The sequence below is a fragment of the Nostoc sp. FACHB-110 genome (assembly GCF_014697425.1).
Lineage (GTDB): Bacteria > Cyanobacteriota > Cyanobacteriia > Cyanobacteriales > Nostocaceae > Nostoc_B.
The window spans coordinates 1-24,356 of record NZ_JACJRU010000014.1; the positions used below are offsets into that span (position 1 = coordinate 1).

General features: G+C 41.0%; 16 protein-coding genes. 5 read left to right on the top strand and 11 right to left on the bottom strand.

All coding sequences use genetic code 11. The features are described from left to right. Nucleotides 1-484: 484 nt before the first annotated feature. Nucleotides 485-1,774 carry a glucose-1-phosphate adenylyltransferase gene (locus H6G69_RS15010; protein ID WP_190688274.1) on the bottom strand — a complete coding sequence of 430 codons (1,290 nt, stop codon included), beginning with the start codon at nt 1,772-1,774 and terminating at the stop codon, nt 485-487. Nucleotides 1,775-2,128: 354 nt separating this feature from the next. On the opposite strand from H6G69_RS15010, the gene H6G69_RS15015 reads away from it, so the two are divergent. Continuing rightward, complete coding sequence (locus H6G69_RS15015; protein ID WP_190688276.1) at nt 2,129-3,049, top strand: C1 family peptidase; 921 nt, start codon at nt 2,129-2,131, stop codon at nt 3,047-3,049. Here H6G69_RS15015 and H6G69_RS15020 read toward each other — a convergent pair. Then, nucleotides 3,046-6,585 (bottom strand): caspase family protein, encoded by a 3,540-nt coding sequence (locus tag H6G69_RS15020; protein WP_190688278.1) that lies wholly within the window; start codon nt 6,583-6,585, stop codon nt 3,046-3,048. The two genes, H6G69_RS15015 and H6G69_RS15020, sit on opposite strands and share 4 nt — an antisense overlap. Before the next feature lie 146 nt (nt 6,586-6,731). Between H6G69_RS15020 and H6G69_RS15025 the strand changes: the two genes are divergently transcribed. Next, on the top strand, nt 6,732-7,097 hold the full coding sequence (locus tag H6G69_RS15025; protein ID WP_190688281.1) for a CU044_2847 family protein: 366 nt from the start codon (nt 6,732-6,734) through the stop codon (nt 7,095-7,097). Nucleotides 7,098-7,193: 96 nt separating this feature from the next. On the opposite strand, the gene H6G69_RS15030 is transcribed toward H6G69_RS15025, so the two are convergent. Together H6G69_RS15030 and H6G69_RS15035 are read right to left on the bottom strand one after the other, a co-directional pair. Further along, nucleotides 7,194-7,490 carry a hypothetical protein gene (locus tag H6G69_RS15030; RefSeq protein WP_190688283.1) on the bottom strand — a complete coding sequence of 99 codons (297 nt, stop codon included), beginning with the start codon at nt 7,488-7,490 and terminating at the stop codon, nt 7,194-7,196. A gap of 118 nt (nt 7,491-7,608) precedes the next feature. Then, nucleotides 7,609-9,336: a S8 family peptidase gene (locus H6G69_RS15035; RefSeq protein ID WP_190688286.1), complete on the bottom strand. Its 1,728-nt coding sequence runs from the start codon at nt 9,334-9,336 to the stop codon at nt 7,609-7,611. A gap of 766 nt (nt 9,337-10,102) precedes the next feature. Between H6G69_RS15035 and H6G69_RS15040 the strand changes: the two genes are divergently transcribed. Beyond that, nucleotides 10,103-11,560, top strand: a complete 1,458-nt coding sequence (locus H6G69_RS15040; protein ID WP_190688288.1) for a glycoside hydrolase family 13 protein — start codon at nt 10,103-10,105, stop codon at nt 11,558-11,560. A 340-nt stretch (nt 11,561-11,900) separates the two neighbouring features. Here the strand turns inward: H6G69_RS15040 and H6G69_RS15045 are convergent, their stop codons facing one another. The 4 genes from H6G69_RS15045 to H6G69_RS15060 all read right to left on the bottom strand — a co-directional run bounded on the left by H6G69_RS15045 (nt 11,901) and on the right by H6G69_RS15060 (nt 16,115). After that, nucleotides 11,901-14,495: a HEAT repeat domain-containing protein gene (locus tag H6G69_RS15045; RefSeq protein ID WP_190688290.1), complete on the bottom strand. Its 2,595-nt coding sequence runs from the start codon at nt 14,493-14,495 to the stop codon at nt 11,901-11,903. A gap of 171 nt (nt 14,496-14,666) precedes the next feature. Continuing rightward, nucleotides 14,667-14,927, bottom strand: coding sequence for a hypothetical protein (locus H6G69_RS15050; RefSeq protein ID WP_242072071.1), 261 nt, complete (start codon nt 14,925-14,927; stop codon nt 14,667-14,669). Nucleotides 14,928-14,938: 11 nt separating this feature from the next. Continuing rightward, the gene (locus H6G69_RS15055) at nt 14,939-15,271 is read right to left on the bottom strand and encodes a DUF6464 family protein (protein WP_190688293.1); all 333 of its coding nucleotides are present in this window, start codon (nt 15,269-15,271) and stop codon (nt 14,939-14,941) included. A gap of 400 nt (nt 15,272-15,671) precedes the next feature. Beyond that, the gene (locus H6G69_RS15060; protein WP_242072072.1) at nt 15,672-16,115 is read right to left on the bottom strand and encodes a hypothetical protein; all 444 of its coding nucleotides are present in this window, start codon (nt 16,113-16,115) and stop codon (nt 15,672-15,674) included. Nucleotides 16,116-16,424: 309 nt separating this feature from the next. Here H6G69_RS15060 and H6G69_RS15065 point away from each other — a divergent pair, with 309 nt between their 5' ends. Beyond that, the gene (locus tag H6G69_RS15065; RefSeq protein WP_199336012.1) at nt 16,425-16,679 is read left to right on the top strand and encodes a hypothetical protein; all 255 of its coding nucleotides are present in this window, start codon (nt 16,425-16,427) and stop codon (nt 16,677-16,679) included. Beyond that, the gene (locus H6G69_RS15070; protein ID WP_190688300.1) at nt 16,676-17,488 is read left to right on the top strand and encodes a PhnD/SsuA/transferrin family substrate-binding protein; all 813 of its coding nucleotides are present in this window, start codon (nt 16,676-16,678) and stop codon (nt 17,486-17,488) included. Before H6G69_RS15065 ends, H6G69_RS15070 begins: the two co-directional genes overlap by 4 nt. A 15-nt stretch (nt 17,489-17,503) precedes the next feature. On the opposite strand, the gene H6G69_RS15075 is transcribed toward H6G69_RS15070, so the two are convergent. The 3 genes from H6G69_RS15075 to H6G69_RS15085 form a co-directional block, all read right to left on the bottom strand. Then, nucleotides 17,504-18,061: an antibiotic biosynthesis monooxygenase gene (locus H6G69_RS15075; RefSeq protein ID WP_190688302.1), complete on the bottom strand. Its 558-nt coding sequence runs from the start codon at nt 18,059-18,061 to the stop codon at nt 17,504-17,506. 547 nt (nt 18,062-18,608) lie between these two features. Then, on the bottom strand, nt 18,609-19,859 hold the full coding sequence (locus H6G69_RS15080) for a tetratricopeptide repeat protein (protein ID WP_190688305.1): 1,251 nt from the start codon (nt 19,857-19,859) through the stop codon (nt 18,609-18,611). A 437-nt stretch (nt 19,860-20,296) separates the two neighbouring features. Next, nucleotides 20,297-24,193, bottom strand: coding sequence for a DUF2157 domain-containing protein (locus H6G69_RS15085; RefSeq protein ID WP_190688308.1), 3,897 nt, complete (start codon nt 24,191-24,193; stop codon nt 20,297-20,299). Nucleotides 24,194-24,356 lie beyond the last annotated feature (163 nt).

The window sequence follows — 24,356 nt, forward strand, 5'->3', positions numbered from 1 at the left end:
TAAGTAGGTCGGCGTAAATAATCAATGTTGGGATAAGGCAGGGGGCAGGGGGCAGGGAGCAGGGGGAGAAAGAGTTTGAGCATTATTTACTTTTCTTCACACAGTTTGGTTTTATTGCACCGACTTACTTAGTCGAGGCTGGAAACCCCGAGCAATGAGATCAATCGCCCGTCTGCCCTGGCAGTGCTTTTGACTGCAACTTGGTATTAAGCAGCATCTTGGTATTAATTATTTCTTCGCTAAACAATTGCCCCCGGATATCATCTGTAAAAATCAGATGCTTCTGGGGGCATTCAGCGATTCATGGTTTTGCCAAATTTATAGCAGTCGAAGTCAAGATGATAACAAAAACTAATTTTGAAAGCTGTTGCTTTTTCTCTGCTATGACTTGCTACTACCCAAAATAATGATGAGCAAAAGCAGTTTAGTCTGTTGTAATTTGTCCTTTATCTTTGGTTAAAATTCTTTATCCAATGACTAGTAACTAGATGATTGTGCCATCGGGAATGACAGCATTTTTCAAGACGACTACAATGCCGCTGCGGATGTAAAAGCCTTGACTTTCACGATCAGCTTCTTGCACGTTATCTTTGTTGATAATTTTGACATCTTTACCGATGGCAGCATTTTTATCAACGATCGCTCGACGAATTATGCTGTCTCTGCCAATGCCTATGCCAATTTTATCTTCGTTGACGTTGCCATGACTCTCAACGGAAGAATGATAAAAGTCTGCACCCATCAGCAGCGATTCTTCGATGATACAGCCTGATTCAATCCGCGATCGCACGCCCAACACTGAGTGTTGAATACGGCAGTTTTTCAAAATACAGCCTTCACCAATAATTGATTCGGTGACATGGCAATCTAATAGTTTGGTGGGTGGTAGATAACGCGGACGAGTGTAAATGGGTGCTTCTTCATCGTAGAAGCTAAAAGGTGGCTGGGGTTGCTGAGTCAGGGCTAAATTGGCATGATAGAACGCTTCAATTGTCCCGATATCTTCCCAGTAGTCATCAAATAAGTAGGCTTGCAGGTTATAGTCTTTGGCTGCATCGGGAATGATTTCTTTACCAAAGTCGGTTCTTTCTAATTGTTCCCGCAACAACTTGATCAAAACTTCTCGTTTAAAAACATAAATCCCCATCGAGGCGATGTAAGGCTGTTTTTTGGCTTGTTCTTGATCTAAACCCAAAATGGTGGTGTCAACCTGCATTTTCTTGAGGGCTTCACCTTTGGGTTTTTCGCTAAAGTCAACTACTCTACCTTGATCGTTAATTTTCATCAAGCCAAAGTCAGAGGCTCGGCGATCGTCAATGGGAATGACTGAGAGAGTAATATCAGCATTGGTTTCTCTGTGACGCTGGATGAATTGACGATAATCCATCCGGTAGAGATGATCTCCTGAAAGAATCAGGTAATCATCTACATCCCATTCTTCTAACAGCCAGATATACTGACGCACAGCATCGGCTGTACCTTGGAACCAGTTGGGGTTTTCTGGAGTTTGTTGTGCAGCTAACACTTCCACAAATCCTTCACTGAATCCAGTAAAGTTGTAAGTACGGGCGATGTGACGGTTCAGAGAAGCTGAGTTGAATTGTGTCAGGACGTAGATTTTAAAAATTTCTGAATTAATGCAGTTACTAACAGGTATATCGATTAAACGATATTTGCCTGCTACAGGTACTGCTGGTTTTGCCCGAAGTTTGGTTAAAGGGTAAAGGCGGGTGCCTGCGCCACCACCGAGAATGATTGCTAAAACTTTTTTCACAAAATTTCTCCCGACTGCCTTTCAACTCTCACTCTCAGTTTAGGACTGTATGTAGCCTCTGGTAAGGGGGGATCGAATATTCTCTGGGATGATTTTTTGAAAATTCTGGTAGTAATCGATCATGCTTAAGCTACAAGCAGATACATAGAACTTATGTACTACTAGTTAATAAAATTCCAGTACTGATTAATATTTATAATTTACAGAAAAAATTTTCAGCCGGATTATGACAAAAATAAATTTATAAAAACTATATGTGCAGTGCGTAAAACACTTTTTTAAAAGTGTAATTACTATTAAGCAGAAATAATTAGGTAATTAGGTCACTTTTATTAAATATTAGGTAACGAATATATGGATGTAAAAAATTATAGAATGGGTTGGCTGCCAGACAGTCCTGATTTTAGAGATTTTTCTATAGAAAAAATTTATACAAACGATAACTCACAACACATCTGTATACCCAAATCTATTGATTTACGACAGTGGTTTGCTCCCATTAAAGAGCAAGGAGAAATCAAAGCTTGCACAGCGATCGCAGGTGTGGCATTGGTAGAATATTTTGAAAGGAAGTTAATGGAAGAAGATGCAGATTTTTCCAGTCTCTTTCTCTATAAAGTTACGCGAAATTTAATGAGGCTAACTGGTGATACCGGAGCTTCCCTACGCTCTACTATGAAAGCTATGGCACTTTTTGGTCTGATTCCAGAAGAATATTGGCCTTACAAAATCGAAGCTTTTGACGCAGAACCATCTTCTTTTTGCTATGCTTATGCTCAAAATTATCAGGCACGTAATTATTTTAGGCTTGATTTACCTCAACTGAGTAAACCAGACTTATTGATAAATATTAAAGCTTGTTTAGCATCTGAGTTACCAGCCATGTTTGGATTTTCTACTTATAGTTCTATTCTTGATCAGAAGGTGATAAAAACTGGAGAAATTCCCTATCCAAGACAAGGTGAAAAAACTCTGGGTGGTCATGCGGTTGTTGCGGTTGGTTATGACGACTGTAAACAAGCTTTGTTAATTAGAAACTGTTGGGGTAAAGATTGGGGTGATGATGGTTATGGTTGGCTACCTTATGATTATGTATTAAACGGATTAGCTATTGATTGGTGGTCGCTATTAAAGACAGAATGGTTTGAGGCTTGGCAGTTTAAACTAGATCCAAGTAGGGAATTAAATGAAGAGCGATTCGGCGCAGATCCAAAACATAAAAAATCGCAAACTATCAAAATACCTATAGTTAATACCAAGTCAAACACACCCTAAAAGTTAATTGACGAGTTGTTTTTGTTAGCACATAATTTAGTAATCCCCTGAAGAGACTGTGAACTATGTTTATGTATATTTAAATAGTCTTGTATAAAAGTACAGCTATATTTCCATAGACTTTCCCATTCAGGTTGAGAATTACTTTTCGCATCTAAATTCCAGCGCCATAGTCTGATAGTTTTATCATCACTTGCAGAAGCAATCAATTTTAAGTTATGGCTAAATTCTAATCTATTAACTATGGCGTTATGTCCTTTTAAAGGCTCGACAAATGGGTGTTCTAAATTAGTTTTATTTTCTGTAAAAAGTTTGATTGCTTTATCTACTTCCCACACTTTGACAATTTCTTCAGTTCCAGCAGATGCAAGATATTTACCATCAGAACTAAAATCCAATGCAAAAATTTTGTTATTGTCGGCTTTGATGACTCCTATACAGTTAAACTTTCCATTCTTGACATCCCACAATTTTATTAATCCTGTATGATCGCCAGAAGCAAGGATATTGTTTTTTTGGCTGAATCTCACTATTAGGACATCTACACTTTCTCCATGAGATCCCGTAGGACTATTTTGTTGTATAGTCCCATGAATATTATTTTTCCAATCTATAAATCTGACATTACTATCATTACCTGAATAATAAATTAATGATTGATTACCAGGATAAAAATCTAGACTGTTGATTACATAGGCATATTTTGTGTTATTTAGAAGCGATTTAATTGGTTGAGTTTGTTTAGTATTTACTGGCCAAATCATAATGCTGCCATCAAATCCAGAAGAGGCAATTATTTGATTATCTGGGCTAAAAGCCACATCAGATACAGCATCTTGATGTCCCCTAAATTCTTTAACAAATTTGATTTTTGTATCTTCTATCCGCCAAAGTTTTACGATTTTGTCTTGGCTTCCTGAAACAAGCAGTTTGCCATTATGACTAAATCTAATACTTCCATATACTCCTTTATGCCCGGAATTTATAGTATCTAAAATTTGTCCTTGAATATTCCAAAGTTTAATTTTGCCATCTGAACTAGCAGAAGCAATTTGACCATTAGGACTAAAGCTAATACCCCAAACTTTGTCTTGCTGTTCTAGACGATTTTGTTCATGAATTTTATAGATAATTGACTGTAATTGAATTAATTGATCAGTATGGGAACCGGGTATTTTTTTTAATAAATCTAAAGCTTTGATACTAGTCACTAAAGCGTCAATTTGATAACCTTGCTCCAAATTCTGTTGAGCTATATCAGTTAAATACTTACTAGCTATATATGCTTCTTGTTGTTTGATTCTGCCATAATTATGTTGTGCTAGTAGCCAAAATCCTAAAGTAGAAGTGACAAATATACCTGCTATTATTGCAGCTAAAGTTTTTTGCCTTTCTTGTTTAACTTTTTCTGCTTCAGCTTTAGCTCTAGCTTCTGCTTCTTGTTGCAGTTTTCGCGCTTGCTCTAGTTGTGTTTGAATGTCACTGTCACGTTTGTACAAGCTTTGATGCAAGAATTCTGCTTCTAATGGTGGTAATCTTGGCTGATTTTTATTTACCCATTCAGCAATAACGGCTAAATTTGCTCCAGTCAAAAGTGCTTCATCTGATTGATTAAATCTTTCATTCCATGCTCGGCAATCTTCTTCTAAAGAACGGCTAAGGCGAATATTCTCTTTATTTTCTTCAATCCAATTGTTTAATAATTTCCACTCAGTTAAAAGTGCCTCGTGAGCTACTTCTACTGTATTTTCATCAGTAATAATTAAGCGTTGTTGAGAGCCAGATAATAATTCTATAACTCTTTGTAATTGCTGTGAAGAATCAGCGATCGCGTTTAATCTTTCCCAATCGGCTCGCCGTCGTGTTACTTCATCTGTGTCGTTGAGTTGCACTAATTCCATAAATAGACGGCGAGCAAAAGCTTGATCTACTTCATTTAAACTTTGATAAAAAATAGTTGCTCGTTTGTCTAAAGCTCCTTTGACTCCACCAATTTCTTCATAGCCTTGGTGCGTTAAAATTGCTACTGGTGATTCAGGTTCTTCAATGCAAACTTGCCATAATTCTTTCAGTGCATACTGCAATATGGGTAATGCACCAGGACGATTAATCACATCAGCAGCAATTCGTGATCCTAAACCACGCTCAAAAACTATACCATGTAGTTGTGCTGGTTTTTCTATTGCTTCTTCTAACTCTGTAGGAGACATCGGTGTGACAATAAACGATGTGGGGGGAATACTATTGATGAGATTAGCTATCTCTAAATAGTCTGCACATCGATTTAAAAAATCACCACGAATAGTAATAATTACCCGCGTTTGTCTTTCTGTGGTGTTAACTTCTTGGACTATTAAGCGAATGAAAGATTTCCGTTCTTCTTCGTTTTGGCAGAGGGTAAATATTTCTTCAAATTGATCGATAAACAATAGTTGTGGTTTATCTTGTTGTTGGCGAATTAATGCGTCAGTTAGTTTACCTAAAGGATGTTCCCCTGGGGTAAAAGATATAATATCCCATTGACTGCTACCAGGGATGCGATCGCTGTTTAATTGCGGTAATAATCCGGCTTTGACTAAGGAAGATTTTCCACTACCAGAATAACCAATTACTGCTAAAAATCGGCTTTCGGCTAACCGCGACATCAGTATCCGAACTGCTTGCTCCCGTCCTTTAAAATAATTGGCTTGTTCGGCTTCAAAAGCGTAAAGTCCGCGATAGGGATTTTCTCTATTAAAAGAAATCTCTTCTTGTATAGGTATTTCGGTGGCGGGATAGGTTACTAAGCTAATTGCACGTCCCCAGCCCATACGAATCGGTTCTTGTACAGAACCTTTGAGTTCGTTGCTGATAAAATCAAATAAGCGATCGCTACTAATCCGCCGACTACTACCAGCATTTTCTGGTGCTAATCCTTTCACTACTGCACCTGTAAAAATGCTATATTCTTGACTTTTAATTACTCCTGCACGTTCAAAACCACGACATGCGGCAATTAAATAATAATCTCTTGGCGAAGTAAATGATGTCAGGGTACGCTCTATTAATTGTCTTTCTAAAAAATAGCCACTATGACAACAATCGAGTAACATAACTAAACTACTCAATTGAGAATCTCGAATTAACTCGTTCAGGCTATCAAGAGGAATTGCATACTTTTGCTCTACAATTTGGCTTCCATCAACTTCAATCTGACAATCTGAAGTGGCTAAATATCCCTTTTGCTGTCCCAAATTATCAGAGATGGTAAAACCATGTCCACTAAAATAAATGAACGCTTCACTTTGTTTGGCTTTTTCTAATAAAAACTTTCTCAGTTCTTGCCCTAGCAGTCCACCAGGAACTTTTGTAGAACCAATTTCGTAACCATTTTTTTCTTTATTCCAACGTTGTGGTAGCCTTTGAACTGACTGAAAATCACCATATTGCTCTAGTAGTTTTGCTACAGCTTCTGCATCATTGATAGTTTTTGATAGGGGCGATAGAGCAGGACTTAGGTATTCAGAAATCCCAATAACAAGCGCGTATCGTGCCATTAAATAAACCCTGGGTTAGTAAATGCGGGATAATTTTGACAGACACAGAAACTAGCAATGTGATTAAAAATAACACTCTTATGTTATTTTCACGCAACTGTATCGGAATATTCAGACACTTTACAAAAATTTAACTGAGGTAGGATATGTCAGAACTAGAACCAATATTTTTCCAAGCTGACGGAGATATTAAAAAAATCGACGTTAATATCACCCCAACGCTAATAACTCCAGAAATTGAAGAGGAAGACGGGATAGAATACAAAGATGTGCGAACAGATGCGATCGCCCGGATGCAGCAAGCTCGGCAAATGATCCGCAGTTATACTCAGTATGCTCTCAGTGCTTTTAGAGATTTTGATACAGCTGAGATTGAAGAGGTAACACTCAAATTTGGTATCAAAATGGGAGGTAAAGCGGGTATTCCTTATATTACTGAAGGCTCGGCTGAAAGTAATTTAGAAATCGAAGTTAAATGTAAATTTGCTGACAAACAAAAACCGAATTCTTAATATTATCTAAGCCACAACAAAACCATCAGCGTAGTAAAAACTCTGCGTTTCTCTGCGCTGACTCCGCGTGACTTTGCGTTGAAAAAAGCTTTAATTTTAAACTTTAAAACTCTGCATTTTTCTTCCCCCATTCAACAAACGCAACTGTTGAGATAGTTGCAAAGATTTCACCCAAGGTTGTTCTGACAACTGGGAAATCGCATTTGCTGATAATGTAGCGGTGAAGGTATCTTTATCCTTAGTTACACCATTAACATCGAAACTTTGTAAAACTGCGATCGCATCTTCAGAAATTTGTTCGGTATGGATAAATACAGTTAAACTTGATGTAGCCGGATCTTGAACATCATTGAGTGCCGTTGCCAAAGCTGCACCTAGCTTCTGATAATTCATAAGTATTTCCTTTGTCAAAGGGTAGGCAATCATAAAACTGCTAACAATAAGCTATCAAATTTTGCAGTTTTGATTACCTACCCTTATACAGACTTAATAGACTAAATTATCCGCCTGATTACAGATTCTCAGTGTTAATTAGTCCATAGCCCCATTTATGATCAAAGGTTCCGGCTGGTTTACCAGGAATCGAACTATTTTTGCGCAATAATTCTTTGACAGCTTGGGGATCTAAATTGCGATCGCGCTGCAATAATAACGCTACCAACCCCGTAATAAAGGGAGTCGCCATACTAGTACCAGCCATCGCCACAAACTTAGAATTAACCGTCATCGAACGGTCATAATTAGCGTTAGAAGAAAGTGCCGAAACAATCATCGCCCCTGGTGCAGCCACATCCGGCTTTTGAGCATCATTACGTAGCGGCCCTTCACTACTAAACTCAGAAATGCAGTTACATTCTAAACCCATTTCCCTCTGTTGGTTATCAATGTCTGTATACTTGGTTTTGGTAGTATAAGCAGCAACAGTAACGGCACTTTGAGCGCATCCTGGCGCACCAATTTTCAAAGTATCTTTGACGCTACTACCTGTAAAAAATACAGAAGAAGTATCATCTAGCGTCCAAACATCCAAGCGAGTATCTTGAGAAGAAGTATTGCGGACTCTCAGCTGCCAAATTCCACCCATGACTGGTGAAGGGTCATTACCCCGAATCTGCACAAAGAAATTATGGTCGCCGTTGGCGGGATCTGGGCCGGGTGTGACAATTTGCACTTTTGCATCGGGCAGTTGATGATCTACTGTGGGGTTGCCATTAGCGATAATTTTTTGGAAGGGAGTGACAAACCCATTAGGACTGCGGACAGAAACTTCTAATTCACTGTCTTTAGAATACCAAGCATTTAACCAGACAATGCCAACTTGGCTCAGAGGCACATTAAAACGCATTCCCCGCATCTTGCCACAAGCTACGGTTGTTTGACCATGAATATTGTCGTTGCCTTCGTTACCTGCTGCACAACACACAATTCTGCCTGGGCCAGTTTCTGCATCAATGACTTTAGAGAGGGAATCACTACCATCGTGAGCATCTGCATGACCACCGATGCTGATGTTGATGACAGCTGGTTGGCCTAACTCACCAGCTACCCTAAAAATGTAACGTACCGCATCAGCAAGGTGAGCATCCTGTAAATCAGATTTGACAATTAATAATTCTGCGTCTGGTGCGACACCACCGTATGTAGCATCTGCACCAGACGCGATACCTGCAACATGAGTACCATGACCTTCAGTATCTTGAGAAACTGTCAACAACGGCTCGGTTAATTCCGCACCATAAGCACCTTCTTTCACACCTGGCCCTGGTAAAGTTTGATCCCATAAACGTAAAATCCGCCCAGCAAAGGCAGGATGTTTTGGGTCAATCCCACTGTCAATAATCCCGATAATCACGCCTTTGCCTGTCAGTCCTGTTTTGTTTTTAAATTCTGGTAACTTGGCGGCTTGCGGAGCTACATCCATGCGTAGTTTGAGTTTGCGTGATGGTTTGATTCGCTGGATGGCTGGTGCTTCTGATAAAGCATCTAAACTGTCGATGGGGAGAAAAGCTGTCCGCACATGACCGGAATTTTGATTCACTTCTATACCGTATTGCTCTAAATTACTTAAGTCTGCGTCATCATCACAGTAGATAAAAACTAGACTTTTGGTAGGTTTAACAATACTTTTGGGAGCTATAATACCAAGCGATCGCTTGTGTGTCATTAAAGCTGGTAGCCCTTCATTTTGATAATCTTTTACTGCTAACAGTAGACCAGGAGAAAGTTTTTCGTGTCTCATTTGGTGTTAACCTCTATGCTTGCGGAACAATACAAGTAATTTTTAGCAAGTTAATTCATGCTCAATTCGTCAGCAGCTGATAATTTTGATCACCACGCTACTTGAGAAAATAATGCTTATCTATAGGCTGAATGGATAGCGAAAACTCAATTTATTTGATGGCAAATCTATCGTCAATTTTCATCCTCAATTTCCTCTATCTAATTTATTTTGCTGAATTATCTTTCTCCTCATTTGAGTTGTTGTAACTGTTATCACAACTATCTGTCAACAAATTTTATTTCATTCTTTATCTTAATTCATAGTTAATTAGCTGCGAGATTATCTAATTTTTAAGAAATTCTTTTCAAGAATTCAACTCCACCACTCAAAATTACGGAAAAGTTTAACAGGTTATTATTAATAAATATAAATTTACAGAATATATATTATCTTCGTAATCTTCAATATTTAGTGACAGTTTGTCAAAAACAAAGTAAATTTTATACCAAAAAATTCCTGATATACTTCGCGCTGAAAAACTGATTGTAAATACCGCAGAGATAGGGAGGCGAAAGTTTTCCAGATGATCTACAGATGCCCAAATCATAACTGAACAACCGCAGATAATATAAAAAATATGACACTATGATACTCAGTCTTCACAGCAAATCTTGTTGTGTTCGTCCTATCTTGATTACCAATTCCTCAATTTTCCCTCACAGGCGAGAGTCACAACTGGGTCAGTATTTGCCACAATCTCTCGTGAAGGTACAAATAATTACCTATGCAAATTCAAACACCAGACTGGGTTAAGCACGCTGTTTTTTATCAAATCTTTCCTGACCGTTTTGCCAGAAGCAAACAGCCCCACAAACGGCTATTACACGAAGCACGTTGGGAAGACTGGGAAGCTATGCCTACACTCCAAGGTTACAAAGGCGGCGATTTATGGGGCATTATTGAAGGCTTAGACTACATCCAAGGTTTAGGAATTAACGCGATTTATTTCACGCCCATTTTTCAGTCGGCTAGTAATCACCGCTATCATACTCACGATTATTATCAAGTCGATCCCTTGTTGGGGGGAAATGAAGCGTTTAAAGAATTACTCGCAGCCGCCCACCAACGTAATATTAAAGTCGTGTTGGATGGGGTGTTTAATCATTCTAGTCGGGGATTTTTCTTTTTTCACGATGTTTTAGAGAATGGCCCTTACTCACCTTGGGTAAATTGGTTTAAGGTTCATGGCTGGCCGTTGTCTCCTTATAATGGTGAATTTCCTGCTAATTATCAAGGTTGGGCTGATAATCGCGCTTTGCCAGTCTTTAATCACGATAATCCCGAGGTTAAAGAATATATCATGGAAATTGCCGAATATTGGATTAAACTCGGCATAGATGGCTGGCGGTTAGATGTGCCATTTGAAATTAAAACCCCTGGCTTTTGGCAAGAATTTCGAGAGCGCGTCAAAGCAATTAACCCCGAAGCTTATATTGTGGGCGAAGTCTGGGGAGATTCGCGTCAGTGGTTGGATGGTAAACAATTTGACGGCGTGATGAATTATTTATTTGCTGGGCCGACAATTGCTTTTACCGCAGGCGATCGCGTAGTCTTAGAACAAGTGCAAAGCCGCGACTATCAACCTTATCCACCTTTATTTGCAGCTGAGTACGCCACTAAAATTCAAGAACTATTGCAACTATATCCTTGGGAAATTCAGCTAACGCAACTCAACTTACTTGCTAGTCACGATACTGCACGTTTAATGACCATTGCCGGTGGCGATAAAGCCAGCTTGGAATTATCAACACTACTTTTACTCACCTTTCCGGGTGCGCCCAGTATTTATTATGGCGATGAAGTTGGTTTACCTGGTGCAATAGACCCTGACTCTCGTCGCGGCTTCCCCCTAGAAGCGAATTGGAATCAAGAAATTCTCCAAACTCACCGCCAATTAATTGAAATTCGCCATGCTTACCCAGCTTTGCGTACAGGAGATTATCAAGTTCTTTATGCTCAAGGAACACTCTACGTTTTTGCCCGCACATTAGGCACAGAAGAATTAATAATTGCGGTGAATACTGGTACAGCATCAGTCAAAGCCAATATCGACATTGCTAATTTGCAAACTCAACCCAGCAAGCTACTATTTGGCTACGCAGAATGGGAATGGAATCACGCAGGAGAAACAAAACAACTGTCTCTCACACTTCCTCCCCGCCAAGGTTGCATTTTGGCTTAAATAGAACGTGGATTTTACTCCCCTTGCCTCGTAGGCTACTGTGTACACACAAGTCGAAAATTTTCGTGTTCAACCACATCCCGCCTAGAACTAAAGTTCCAGGCTCATAGCCAAAGTCCACAAAGCGTGGACTGGAAGATGTTTTTAGTTGAGTCATCTTCAGATGACTTGCGCTATGAGACTCGGAATTGATTCCGAGGCGGGACAGATGCACTCAACGAAATTTATTTGTGTGTACACCATATCCTCGTAGGAGAGGGGCTGGGGGTGATGTTAAAAATTCTCTCCTCTACTCCCATGTGGTCTACACTGCAAATTAGGTGCTTAATAGCTTATATGCTTACCGAGTCCGTAACAACTGCACAAAAGTATTACTCACCGTATTATCCTTAGTATCCGCCGCGTATTGAATCAACTTCTCCCGCAATTCTTTCGCCGCATCTAACGGTAACAAGGTGGCTAACAAAAAGTACACGCCACGAAAACGAGGATCGCCCATTCTATCAACTAACAGTCCTTCCGCTTCATCGCTGTTGCCGAGGAAGTTCTGCACTAAGAAAAAGTCCATGATTTTATCGTGGCGGAAGTACCATTCTTTCTTAGGTTCGCCTTTTTCATCTTGCCATTGACGGCTGACGACCATTTTGTATTTCTCATCTTCTAAAGATTTCACAACTTGATAAAATTCATCGGCGGGTAAGGCTTGTTTATCTTGCATCCGCATTTCGTAGACGGCGGCGGAGAATTTCTTTAACGGGAATTCTTGATTCCACTCCTTCAGGTATTCTGCCGCCATTTGATTATATTGCTGTTCTTGCAGACGGAATAAATTAGGATATTGACCTTGGGATAACATCAACGCCACCACTGTTAAATCCATTGGGTTAGAAAGAATGCGCCGGGCGGCGTTTAATTCTTCTTGGGGTTGCTGGGTGGTGAGGACTTCTTGTAGGTAATTAATGCAGGCTGTTTCGTAATTAGAACCTTGAACTGTGGCATCTTTGGGCAGTCGCGGCTGGCGGGAAAGGAGAAACTCTTGAATTTGGGTTTGTTCTAGGGGTTGTAAGTAATAGGTTTTGGCGGTTGAGGGTGGTGTCCACTCTAGGGGCTGGGTAGTCATAATAATGTTGCCCCGGAAGTAGCTTTCCACAAACTGGCAGATTTTCGCCCGTGTTTCGGCGGTGACTTCGTTGAGTCCGTCGATGCAGATATCTATTGCACCACTGTAAATCAGGTTTTTCAGGAAGTTGGCATCTTGGGCTTGGCCGTGCAGCTTGTCTTGAATGGCTTCAATTACGCCTTTATGACATTTCTGGGCGGGGAGGTAAACGACAATATGCTGGGAGTTTGTCAGCAGATGGCGGAGAAACATCGACTTACCTAAGCCGGAATCACCTTGTAAGATAATTTGCCCGTTGATGCTGGGGAGGGCGGCGGTAATTGGGAAGATGTCGCCGGAACCGGGAACTTTGACTTTCGATTCTGGGAAGTATGATTGCTCTTGAAAGTTATCTAACCGAGCATCGGCGAGGAGGGAAGGTTTGAAGGGTTCAAATAACTTGCGGCGGAAAAAGGGAACCCAGGTTATGAGAAGGCCGACGTAACCCACGCCTAAGATGCGGCGTACCCAAGGGTTCCAAAAGAAGATGGCTTGGACTTGGGGAAATTTGGGGTAAGCGAAGATGAGGGCAAGCCAAAAGGCGGCGTGAGAGATGATAGTAATTCTGGCGTTGAAAAACCACTGCCAACCTTTGAGGTTAACTATGACTGATTGCAGTGAGTCGGCTTCGTTGTATCCGGCGTTTTTGAGGTTGTTGTAGTGGGTTTCTAACAGGAGAATATCTTGTGGTTGCCAAGAGACTTTTCTGGCAACTACAGCGATTTGGCTGGCTAAGTCTTGTTGTAATCTTGCTAAATCTTTGCTGGGTTGCCAAACGTCGCGGAATACTTCTAGTGTTTTGACACCTTCAGCGTGTTCCGGTTTATCAGGAGTTGTTTTCGGTCTGCCTAGCCATGTCAGCAAGGTTTTGACTTTTTCATCGCCGCCACCCAGGAAATAAGACCAAAATCGCCAAGATTCAAAGTTATCCTGGCCAGAACTAAACTTTCCTTGATTTGGTTCGTAGACAAAATTTAAAACTACGACAACCTCTTCTAGCTTCAGTTGTCTAATTTTCCCTAATACCACTGCCGCACTGCCACGAACAGAGTTGTCCACCTTTTCATCTTTGAGGAACTTGAGGATGTCAGGGACATAGTTTGCCGCCGCCTGCCCCAGATTCCCTAATGCCTCTGCCGCACTGTGACGAACAGAGTTGTCCACCTTTTCATCTTTGAGGAACTTGAGGATGTCAGGGACATAGTTTGCCGCCGCCTGCCCCAGATTCCCTAATGCCACTGCCGCACGGCCACGAACAAAGTTGTCCACCTTTTCATCTTTGAGGAACTTGAGGATGTCAGGGACATAGTTTGCCGCCGCCTGCCCCAGATTCCCTAATGCCACTGCCGCACTGCCACGAACAGAGTTGTCCACCTTTTCATCTTTGAGGATTTGGGCGATGTCAGGCACATAGTTTGCCGCCGCCTGCCCCAGATTCCCTAATGTCTCTGCCGCACTGCCACGAACAGAGTTGTCCACCTTTTCATCTTTGAGGATTTGGGCAGCTTTCTTGGCAAAATACTCTGGCTTCTGCCCAACAGATTTTAAATTTTGCAAGTCATATTTAACTAATTGGTCAAAAGCATATCTCTTAACTTGGTCATGTCCATCATCAAGGGCGGCGACTATCCCGTTAATCTGCCATGCTTCCGGCTTGGGTTTAGCTGTTTCTTTGGCACTCACCCAAGGTAGGGAGAGGCAGAGAGTTAACAGTAAGGTGAAGCAGAAAAGAAAAAACAGCGAAAGCTTCTGAGCGTGACGGGGTGTGGTGAGCATAATTTGGGGCAAGGCAGCAGATTACACGCGGCTATCGGTATAATATCAGTCTTGCAATATGTAATTCCTGATTTAGAGCCTTTAATACTCGCTCATGATGATTAAAGGTTCATTAAAGAAGCTGTGAGGTTCATTGCTAATGTTCTGAGGTTCATTCACTAACCTCAAAGGTTAATTGTTAATGCTCATTGCCACGATTTCTAACTCAGCTTCGGGATGATTTTCTGCCAGGTTTTTGAAAGCAATAGCAATGGCGCGGGGGTCAACACCTTGATTGTGGTAAAGGTCAAGGGTGTCAAAAATTGGTTGAATGAATTCGCTAAAGTCGCCGTCTGGAAATACTTCTTGGTGATTATTTGGTTTGCGGAGGGGGTCAGGGTTAGTTTTGGTGGGTAAGCGCATGAATACATTTACCTTGGCGACTGAAGTCACGGCTATACAACTTAAGCTTGATTTTCTTTAGTTGTTAATTCTCTAGCTTCGTAATAACGGCAACTTTGACAAGGGCCACAGGGGTTAACCGCACAGCGAATATAACCAGAACGGGCGTTATATTTGCAACTAATATCACCTATGAGATAGCCTACTCCTTCTAGGTAATAGCGATCGCCCTCCATCGGTCTGATATATTGCCTTGCCCTTGTCCCTGACAAATTCATACTTGCTTGTCGCAGTTGGGTACGTATCCGCAAATGGGTTTTACGAATTAACCATAGGGAAAACAGGGACGGTAAAAAACCAACGATAATCACTAAAAGTGTCTTTATATTTAACACCTTTTTTGTACCCCTTTTATACGCTGATTGATTGAGCGTCCCTGATGCTGCATTCCGGTAATTAACAGAGTGCAACAATGAGGGAATGACTTTTGTCTAGTGAAGACAGTGTGGCATCTGGTAAGCAAAAAATTACCAGTGCCACTTCAATCAGCATAACCGTTACAGCTAATCAGATGAACTACGGTTAAATTTTTATAACCTTAAGATTTGTTGAACAATGTCTGTGAGAACGGGCGACTGGTATCAATATCTGCTGTTCGCTGGTTTTTTCTGTGTCGCAATACAGTTAAGTTAAGGCAACAACTTAGACTGGTGTAGGTTGGGTGGAGGAACGGAACCCAACATTCACGCATACTTTGTTGGGTTACGCTATCGCTACACCCAACCTACTATTCTCTTAAATGAACCGTATTGTTCTGTGTCGCTGCGTTGCCATCTTTTTTCGTTTACTTTGTTGTCGTAGTTTCTGTGCCAACAATGCGGCTTCTCGTTCAGCGCGGAATAAATCTACTTTTCGCGTTGTCAAAATTAACGACTCATCCGACTTTTGCCTCACCCAAGGCACACTAATGGTCAAATACTTACAAATACTACGGCGTGGTTTCCGATTTCCTTGCAGATAATTAATTTGGCTGTCAATAGCACTAACCATCGCTTTCAACTCTAAAATCTCAGCTTCTAACTCTGCCGCCATCTGATTAATAGTTTGCGCTTGTGCTACTAAACGCTCCCAACCACTGATAATTTTTTCCTTTTGCGGTTGCAGTGGCACTATTGCAGACTGTGACCAAGGCACGGGTCTCACGATGGAACTGTTGGAGTTATGTTCGATTTCTTTCATAGTTCCTTTGCTAAAGCTACTGAGCTTGTTAGGCATTTTAGCAGCTTTTAGTACAAATGTACCACGTATTTATGTTTTCATACTTAAAAGTAGGGGCTGCCAAACTTAGGGGCTTTCCCCATACCCACACCCTACCGCCCAGGGGCTAGTCAAATAGTCCTCTCTCCCCCTGCTCGACCTACACCGCAAAATTGGTTGGTAAATCACTAGGGATTGCCTGTTGCATCAAGCTATGCCATATTGAATATACACTACTAAACCTATCGAATTACCGTATTTAGCTAGTTACACATTCAAGAGGCAGTAAAAATGACCGTTGCACAACAAAACACCGCATCTTTAACTATCGACACAGACAATTCTCTTCATATTAATCAAGTTCTTTGGCTACCTGTGCAATTGCTTCAGCGGTTATGGTGGCACACAAAAGGCTATGGAATTATTTTCAGCATTATGTTTTTGACCTTGATGAGTTTAATCTTTGTGAGTCTTCATTGGTCTTCTCGCAAGTTGGCTATGGTTCCAACACAGTCAGAAGAATTAGATTTGGAGAGTAGCAAGTGAGTAAACCAATCAAGCTACGAGTCGTTTCTTACTTGGCTCCTAATTGGTTTTGGTTTTACGAAGCAATTTTGGCTTATTTAAGTCGCGTGTTAGATGTCCAAACTCAATTTCATCAAAGTAAATCTGACCCGCTAGAAGACCCAGTATTATTAACAGACCAACTAGACCTAGCCTTTATTTGTGGATTACCTCTGGTGCGATATGCTCAAGTGGTTGTAAATCCATTACAACCTCTAGTTGCTCCTGTCATGGAAGCACCACGTTATCAAAACCGTCCGATTTACTTTACGGATGTAATTGTTAATGCTAAGAGTCAGCTTTTCAGTTTTGCAGACTTGGCTAATACAACCTTTTGTTATAACGATCCTGGCTCTAACAGTGGCTACAATCTCATCCAGCATCGATTATTAGAAGGTGGACACCCAAAAAACTTTTTTGCACAGACAATACAATCAGGCTTTCACCAGCGTTCAATTCGTTGGGTAGTTGATGGAGTTGCTGATTGTGCAGGTATTGATAGTGTAGTCTTGGCACAAGAACTACAAAACTTTCCCGACTTATCTCAACATCTACGTGTAGTGGAAGTTATCGGGCCATGTCCCATACCGCCTTTAGTAGCTGCTCAACATCTAGATAAGTCTTTGATTCAGCATATGCAAGCGGCTTTAATACAACCAGATAGAGAATTAAAAACCGCCATGAAAAAAGTTGGTGTGAAACGTTTTGCTACTGTTAATTTATCAGATTATGAGGCGATCGCAACTATCTACAAGAGTGCGAGTCAGGCTGGATATGTCTACAGTTACTAACTAAATTTCCCCTGCTTACGATTTTCCATATAGCCAAAAACTAAATAAACGAGTCACCCTTGGCATAACAACATAAGTCAACAACAGCACCATCACCACAGAAATCACCAAAGAGATGATTAAAGGAGGTAGATTTTTCAGAAAAGGGGCGAGAAAAATATTCAATACGTTACTTAATATGTAGACAACTACCCAGGTTATTAATGCTGTTTTATAACGTGGTGGAGTCTTTAATGGTTTACCAGGCAGAGAAAACCAAGCTTCTAATCCGCATAGTTCTTGAACTTTTGGCTCTGATTGAACTAAATTTTGAGCTTGGCTAATTAAAACTTCGCGCTCGCGTGATGTCATCCATACCTTTAAATTTTCATAGCTGTCAAACCTAAAAATAATTACATATTCAGAAGGCATACCTGATTGTGGTCTGATCACATTAGTGCCTAAATGACCAAGATATGTCCTGGCAACACTGGTAATTTTTTTTAACCAGGCCTCATAATCAGCTTCATATCCACGTTTGACAATTTGTGAAATCACCACAGTGACAGACTGATTTTGATGTTCTATTTGCATAAGTGATAGTAGGAAACAAATAACAGGTTATATCGTGTCCTGTGAAAGACTTATTATTAAGACCTACCGCTCTAATTGCATAAGGCGGTCAAACTTCCGCCTCTGTACAAATACTTTCCTTGTGCGTCTCCATTGGCAAGTATTTTTCAGCAAACAGCAGTTTTCGCTCATTTTTATGCTATGTAAAACGGAGTTTTAATTTAACTTGGATAATAAGTATTCAGGAGCATATTAGCACCTTTAAGTTGATTTTTTGCCAGAATAACAGTAAACCTATCTACCCTCAGTTAGGATAGATAGGTTATGTCGTTTCAGTTTAATTTTGAGCCAAATGGGGCGACAGGGTATTAATATTGCGGTTGAGCGTTAGTTACTTCAGGATTTTGATTATAAGTGCCTACTTCAGCCGGATTAGGGTTAGCACAGTTGTGATGTGTGCAAAACACAAAGCTCTAATCTGAAGAGAGTCCTTGACAGGAATTTTCAGGGAGTTCAACTCTAGGACTTATGCACAAATATATTTTGTAGAAACTAGATGTATGGTTTTTCAGACAAAAACAGCATAAGTCTGATTGGACTTTTCACTTTGCCACATAGCGTCTCGATAAACTTGCTCAAATAATACTCTTTGAGCATGGCTACCACCGATTCTATGCAGTAGGGGTACAACATTTTTTAATTCGGATTTAGCTGTTAAATAGTCTCCTTGAGCATGAGCAACCATACCCTGAGCAGCCGGAATCGCAATTTCTAACCAATTCTGACGCAAGTAAGGATTCACACTCAGCGCATGATTTTGCATACTGATTTGCATTTGTTTTACCCAGTCCAATTTTCTAGCTTTAGCTAAGGCATAAATATAGTGCAAATCTTGAAAAGGCAAAGCGTGTTCGTCAATCCGAGCAAACAAATAGTTACTTAAATCTTGCCAACGATTACCAACATCAATACCCAGCAACTCTAACCTCAACAGCAATGAAATTGCGCCTACTTGGTCTTTTGGAGACTCTTTTCTGGCTTTACCCCAAACATGTTTATCGTATAGGCTCAATACTTTTTTTGTGTTTCCTTGCTCTAGATAGTACAGAGCTATATGCCACCAATTGTGTGTATAAAGCATTGAGTTGCAGTTTTCCCAGGTATCAGCAAGGCTTTCCATCCAAACGATGCCCTCTTCTACTCTTTTTTGGGTTTCCATCACATGAGCAACTGCATGATGCGCCCAAGGATCTTGGCGATTCATTTGTGTGGCTTTTCGACCCATTGCTTCGGCTTTTTCTAGTTGATGGCATTGTTCTAAGCCAAACGCCACCATACCGTAGAGATAATGATTTTCTTGGTTGAATGGAAGCACCTGCTGGGCAATTCTGAGCAATCTTTCTTGATCGCCTAAATAAAAGTAGTGATATTGTCCTTGCTGCACAGAAATTAAGTCTTGTGGATATTGACGAGCGATTTCTTCGTGTAATGCTATCGCTTGATCGATAGCTCCTACTGCCCAAGCTGCGATCGCCTGAATATACAATCTTTCTCGTTTTGTAATCCCGACTAAATGACATTGAGCCGCTTGCAGCAAGGGTTTCACTTGTTTCCACGCCTGAGAATTTTCTTGTGTCAAGTAATAGGCAGCTGCATAGGCATAAACTAACGCACAACCTGGATCTGCCTTCACACCTTGAAGAATTACAGCTTCTATATCTTTGCCATAACTCAAGGACTGATCCATAAACTGGTTGATGGCGGCTATCGCTTCTGGTGAGTCTGTTGTAACTTCAAGTCCTTGCGCGTCTTTCAACATTGTTTGTTATTCCTGGCTTAATTATGAGCAGTGGGGGTCAAACGCTGGTCTACCCGCCAGATTTTTAAGTTTATCAAAACTCTACTAAATCGATAGAGTTACCGTATTTATGATTTCGAGTATGTCATAACTTAGGTGAAAACGGCAAGACCATACTCAAGACTGCTCAGGCCAAAAGCACTTGTCATATCATGTTCTGTTAAAGACTTATCATTAAGGCCGCAGGGGGAGCAGGGGTGCAAGGGGGCAGGGGAGAGGGTTTTGTCGTTTCTCCACAAATTTGTCGAATTACCACTGATTAGCCGGACATGATATCAGACGCTCTAAAATTAAAAGACAAAGACCACACTATTCTTCCGCGAAGGTTAGTGTGGTCAAATTTTTTTTCATATTTAGCATTGCTAAAGCAAAAAAATTAGAGTTGTTGCAATTAATAATTACTCCCATTCTTGAAATTCATTGCTGGTGTTACGCAATAAATTATTGAGTTGTGTGCGGCGAGTTTCAAAGTTAGCGGCGATGTAAATGAGGGCGATACCAACTAATAAGCCAATAATCCATTTTAAGAATGAATAACGGAGGCTGAAAATTACTAATTGATAAACGCTAGTAATTAAAAAGGTAGTTGTACCAACATAAAGGAAGGCGCGAATTCTGAAAGCTAATCCGGCAAAAATAGTGATGAGGCTGATAATTGCCGGGATAAAAGGTATATGTTGGTCGAATAAGATGGCCCAGCCACAAATTAAACTACTGCCTACAACCCTTAATATATGTCGGGCTGTTTTAGATTCAGGCAATTTTAATTGAGTATCGACTTGGGCAATATATAGTATGGATAAAGCGATCGCACCAACGTACCACAAACCATCTATCAGGCGTAAGTCATAAAACCATTTAAATAATGCCCAATCAACTAAGACAACGCTAATATAACTAACGCGAATATTATCACTAACTTTGGCGAGGATGAGATAAAATCCTGCCGCAAGTAGTAAGGTAATGGAGTAAACGTAGAGTCTCGTTTCCCACAAAATTACTAGGGGCCAAATGTATGCGGCCAGTTGCCAAGGTTTTTTCGACCAACCCCAATTTTCCCAAGGTAAACTATATAAAAAGTAGGCAATTAAACAAGCGATCGCACCATTCCACGGTACTAAAGGCCCTGCTATCAACTGTCCGACTGCGGTTTCTCGCCAGTAAACTCTCATCCCCACAAATTCTAATAAACCGAGATAAACCCACATTTCATCTATAGTGATTCTGCCAAATACTCGTGGCGACTCGGTAAATTCAGAATCAGCAGTACGTCGTCCTTGGAAGATAGCATAGAGAATCAATAATCCACCTGTACCTAATCCCACTAAGCGGTTGTTGTGAATTGGCAAGGCTATCGCCGCAAATAATAATAAACTACTCCAAGCCCAGTGCAGATGAGCGATACCTGTAATTTCGGAGCGGGAAAGGCGTAAGTATAGGCTCAACCAAGGAGCTAACCTGCTATAAACTAACATGATACTAGCACCCAAGGTGGACATCGCAATCAAGCCATCGCCGAATGCGCCGCCTTTAGCTTGGGACATTTGATAGAACAATAATTCATAGGCGGAAATTGATACACCGATGATTCCTAAGTAAAGCAGGGGTTTAAAATCGGTTTGTCTTCTGCCTACACCAATAAAGATTAAGGCTACACCCAAGGTAAATAACCCTGTCCACTCGGTAAAAGTTTGCCAACGCAGTAAAACACTAAACGCACCATAAAGTAAGGGTAAAATGTGCAAACTGCTAGGAAGCCTCTGTGGGTGATATCTTCGTTGCCACCATTCACCTAAAATTTGGGTGAATAAACCTAAAGCGATATTTGCGATCGCAACTGTGATCAAGGAACGTTCACCAAAGCCTAGCACCTCGGCAATTAATAGTTCTACACACCAAGCGATGCCATAAAATGCCGAGTTTGTCGGTTCGCGCCAAGTGCGATAAACAATTGCAGCCAAGGTAACAGCTATGGCAAGTAAATACCACAATCCTGGTGCGACGGCGGCTTGATAAACTAACATCGAGTGCAGCGTCAGCAGTAATAACTCCACACTAGATAATGCGATCGCCCATTTATCGCTAGCATCGGCATAGATAAAGGCTAAATCGTTGTCACGTCGCTGTAAGATTGTCCGTGCTAACCATAAACTAAAAGTAGCGATCGCACCTACTACAAACCACCCAGCAATAGATAGGTGGGGTAATCCTGGTATACCTTCCCACAGCAAAGCCGCCAGCAAACTCAGCCCCAAACCGATGGTGAATCCGGCTGTTGGTTGATTTCTTAAATAGCGGGTGTTGGCATACATTACCCCTGCACCCACAGCCAAACCAATTAATCTAATTCCAGGTAGGGGGAGAGTGAGAAATTGCGCCATTGCGACAGCCAACAGACTCAAGAAACTTCTTGTGGTGCGACGCTGTGCGGTGGTGCGACTAGCTAAAACTGTCAAAGTTATAGGTGTAATCAACCAAATCACTCCCCAATGTTCTGGCTGAGAAGTTCTCGCATACCAAGACAAGTCAAGATTGACAAAAAAGAGAATAAAACTCACAACAGATAGTCCTAAGCCAATGTGCCAGGCACTTTGTTGCCATATACCATTGCCCAGACTAAATAACAATTCCACAACCATCACCACTAACACAATACTTGCCCAGAGATAATCGGGTAAATTCGGCAATAGCCAATCAACTACCGAAAACAGTGCCAGTACTCCAATTGAGTGGGTTAGGTATACCAGAGATTTGACAGATGGGGAACGGCGTTTAGTAACAACTGCCAACGTGATTGTCGAAAGAACTAAATTGAGCGATCGCAATATAGGATTAATTGTGGCGATTGTCGTTAAAAAAGCCCCAAATATTAAGGCTAGTGCCTCGCCAAAGTTGGCTAACTCTCTTTTTTCTGCACGACGCAAGCGATCGCCCACCACTAGCATTAATATCAAATAGGGAAATAAAGCCACACTCAGCAATGCCCAAGGTTCATTTTGAGCTTTGGTGAGATAGGTAGCAGTGGCGATTGTCCATTGTTGCATTCCTGTAGGTACTAATCGCCAAGCCAGCCAAATTGACTGTACACCTATAACAAAAATTGCTGCTAAGTCAAATTTGAGACTATATCTTTGCAATCGCTGAACTACATACCACAAAGCCAAACCACTTACAGCTAAGGCTTGTCCCGGATAATTTATTACTGATACATTCCATCCTAAAAAGAGTAAAATACTACCCACAATTTCCCAAGGCAAGGAAGGATAGGGAGATTTTACAGATTCAGAATTATCACTTTTTACCTGCTGTACCAACCAAGTAATCAACCAACCACAAATACCAATTGCTAACCCTAACTGAGTGACATCAACCCCAGCGACAAAAATCGCCCGTGATAGTAACAATATGAGTGAATAAACAATGGCAGTCGTAAATAAACTTTGACTGAGATGGCGAGGTTGTTCGGTTCGATTATTGAGAATTGCTGGTAGCTGCTGACGATAATCAGTGATGGTAATGATAGTTGTGCCAATCATCGCTGCATACACAGCAATTAACGGTAAATTTGCTAATTTCCAACCCCAATGCAGATAACTTAAAGCCAATAAATTGATGAGTGCTAATCTGCGGTTGCGGGTGTGGGACAGAACTGTGCGATTGTTGCAGAGTAAAAGTGTAATGATTGTGAGGATAGGGGCAGCGATCGCCACTGTCAACAAATTCAACGGATTTTGCCACAGCCCGAAGCTATCCATTGCCCAAAAATTTACTGGTATCAAAAACAGCGTGACAATTAGCAATGTCTGAGTTGTTAATTGCAGGTTATTTTGCTTACCAGTCCAAAAACTGAAGCCCCAAAACGTTAAGGTATAAGCAAATAACACCCCATACTGTCCGGCGGCGGGAAATCTTTCCCACTGAGAAGCTGCTAACACCCCAGAAGACAGTACTACTAAAAACACACCCAAAAAAAGTAGCCAGCGAACGCTGAGTTCTTCGCCTAAAGATTGCAACATTTTGGTTACAAAGTTAGGTTGAGCAACTTTTTGTGGTTTTGGTGTGATAATTGGAGACTTTGTTGCCTGTTTTGTAGTTGCAACCGCTATCTCTGGTTCTGGCTGAGTTTGCGGTTGCACCACAACTGTACAAGTTAAAAATTCTTGACACAGATGCCTGACTTGGACATCAGATATTAAACCTAAGCGCAGCCATAAATCTAATCCTTCTAATAATTGAGGATGGGATGATGGCAGCGTCAGTTGAATTTTTAACGGGCGCTCCGGGGATGATGACATAAGCCGCAACTGTGTAAGTATATACTCAAAGTCTTGCTTTGAGTAACGTATATTTTGGCTCAGGTTATGCCAGTTCCGCGAGCGATCGCTACAATGTCTTAACACATATCTTGCACCAAGCGACTGAAGTCGCGGCTACACAGACAAAACCCGCACTTCGACA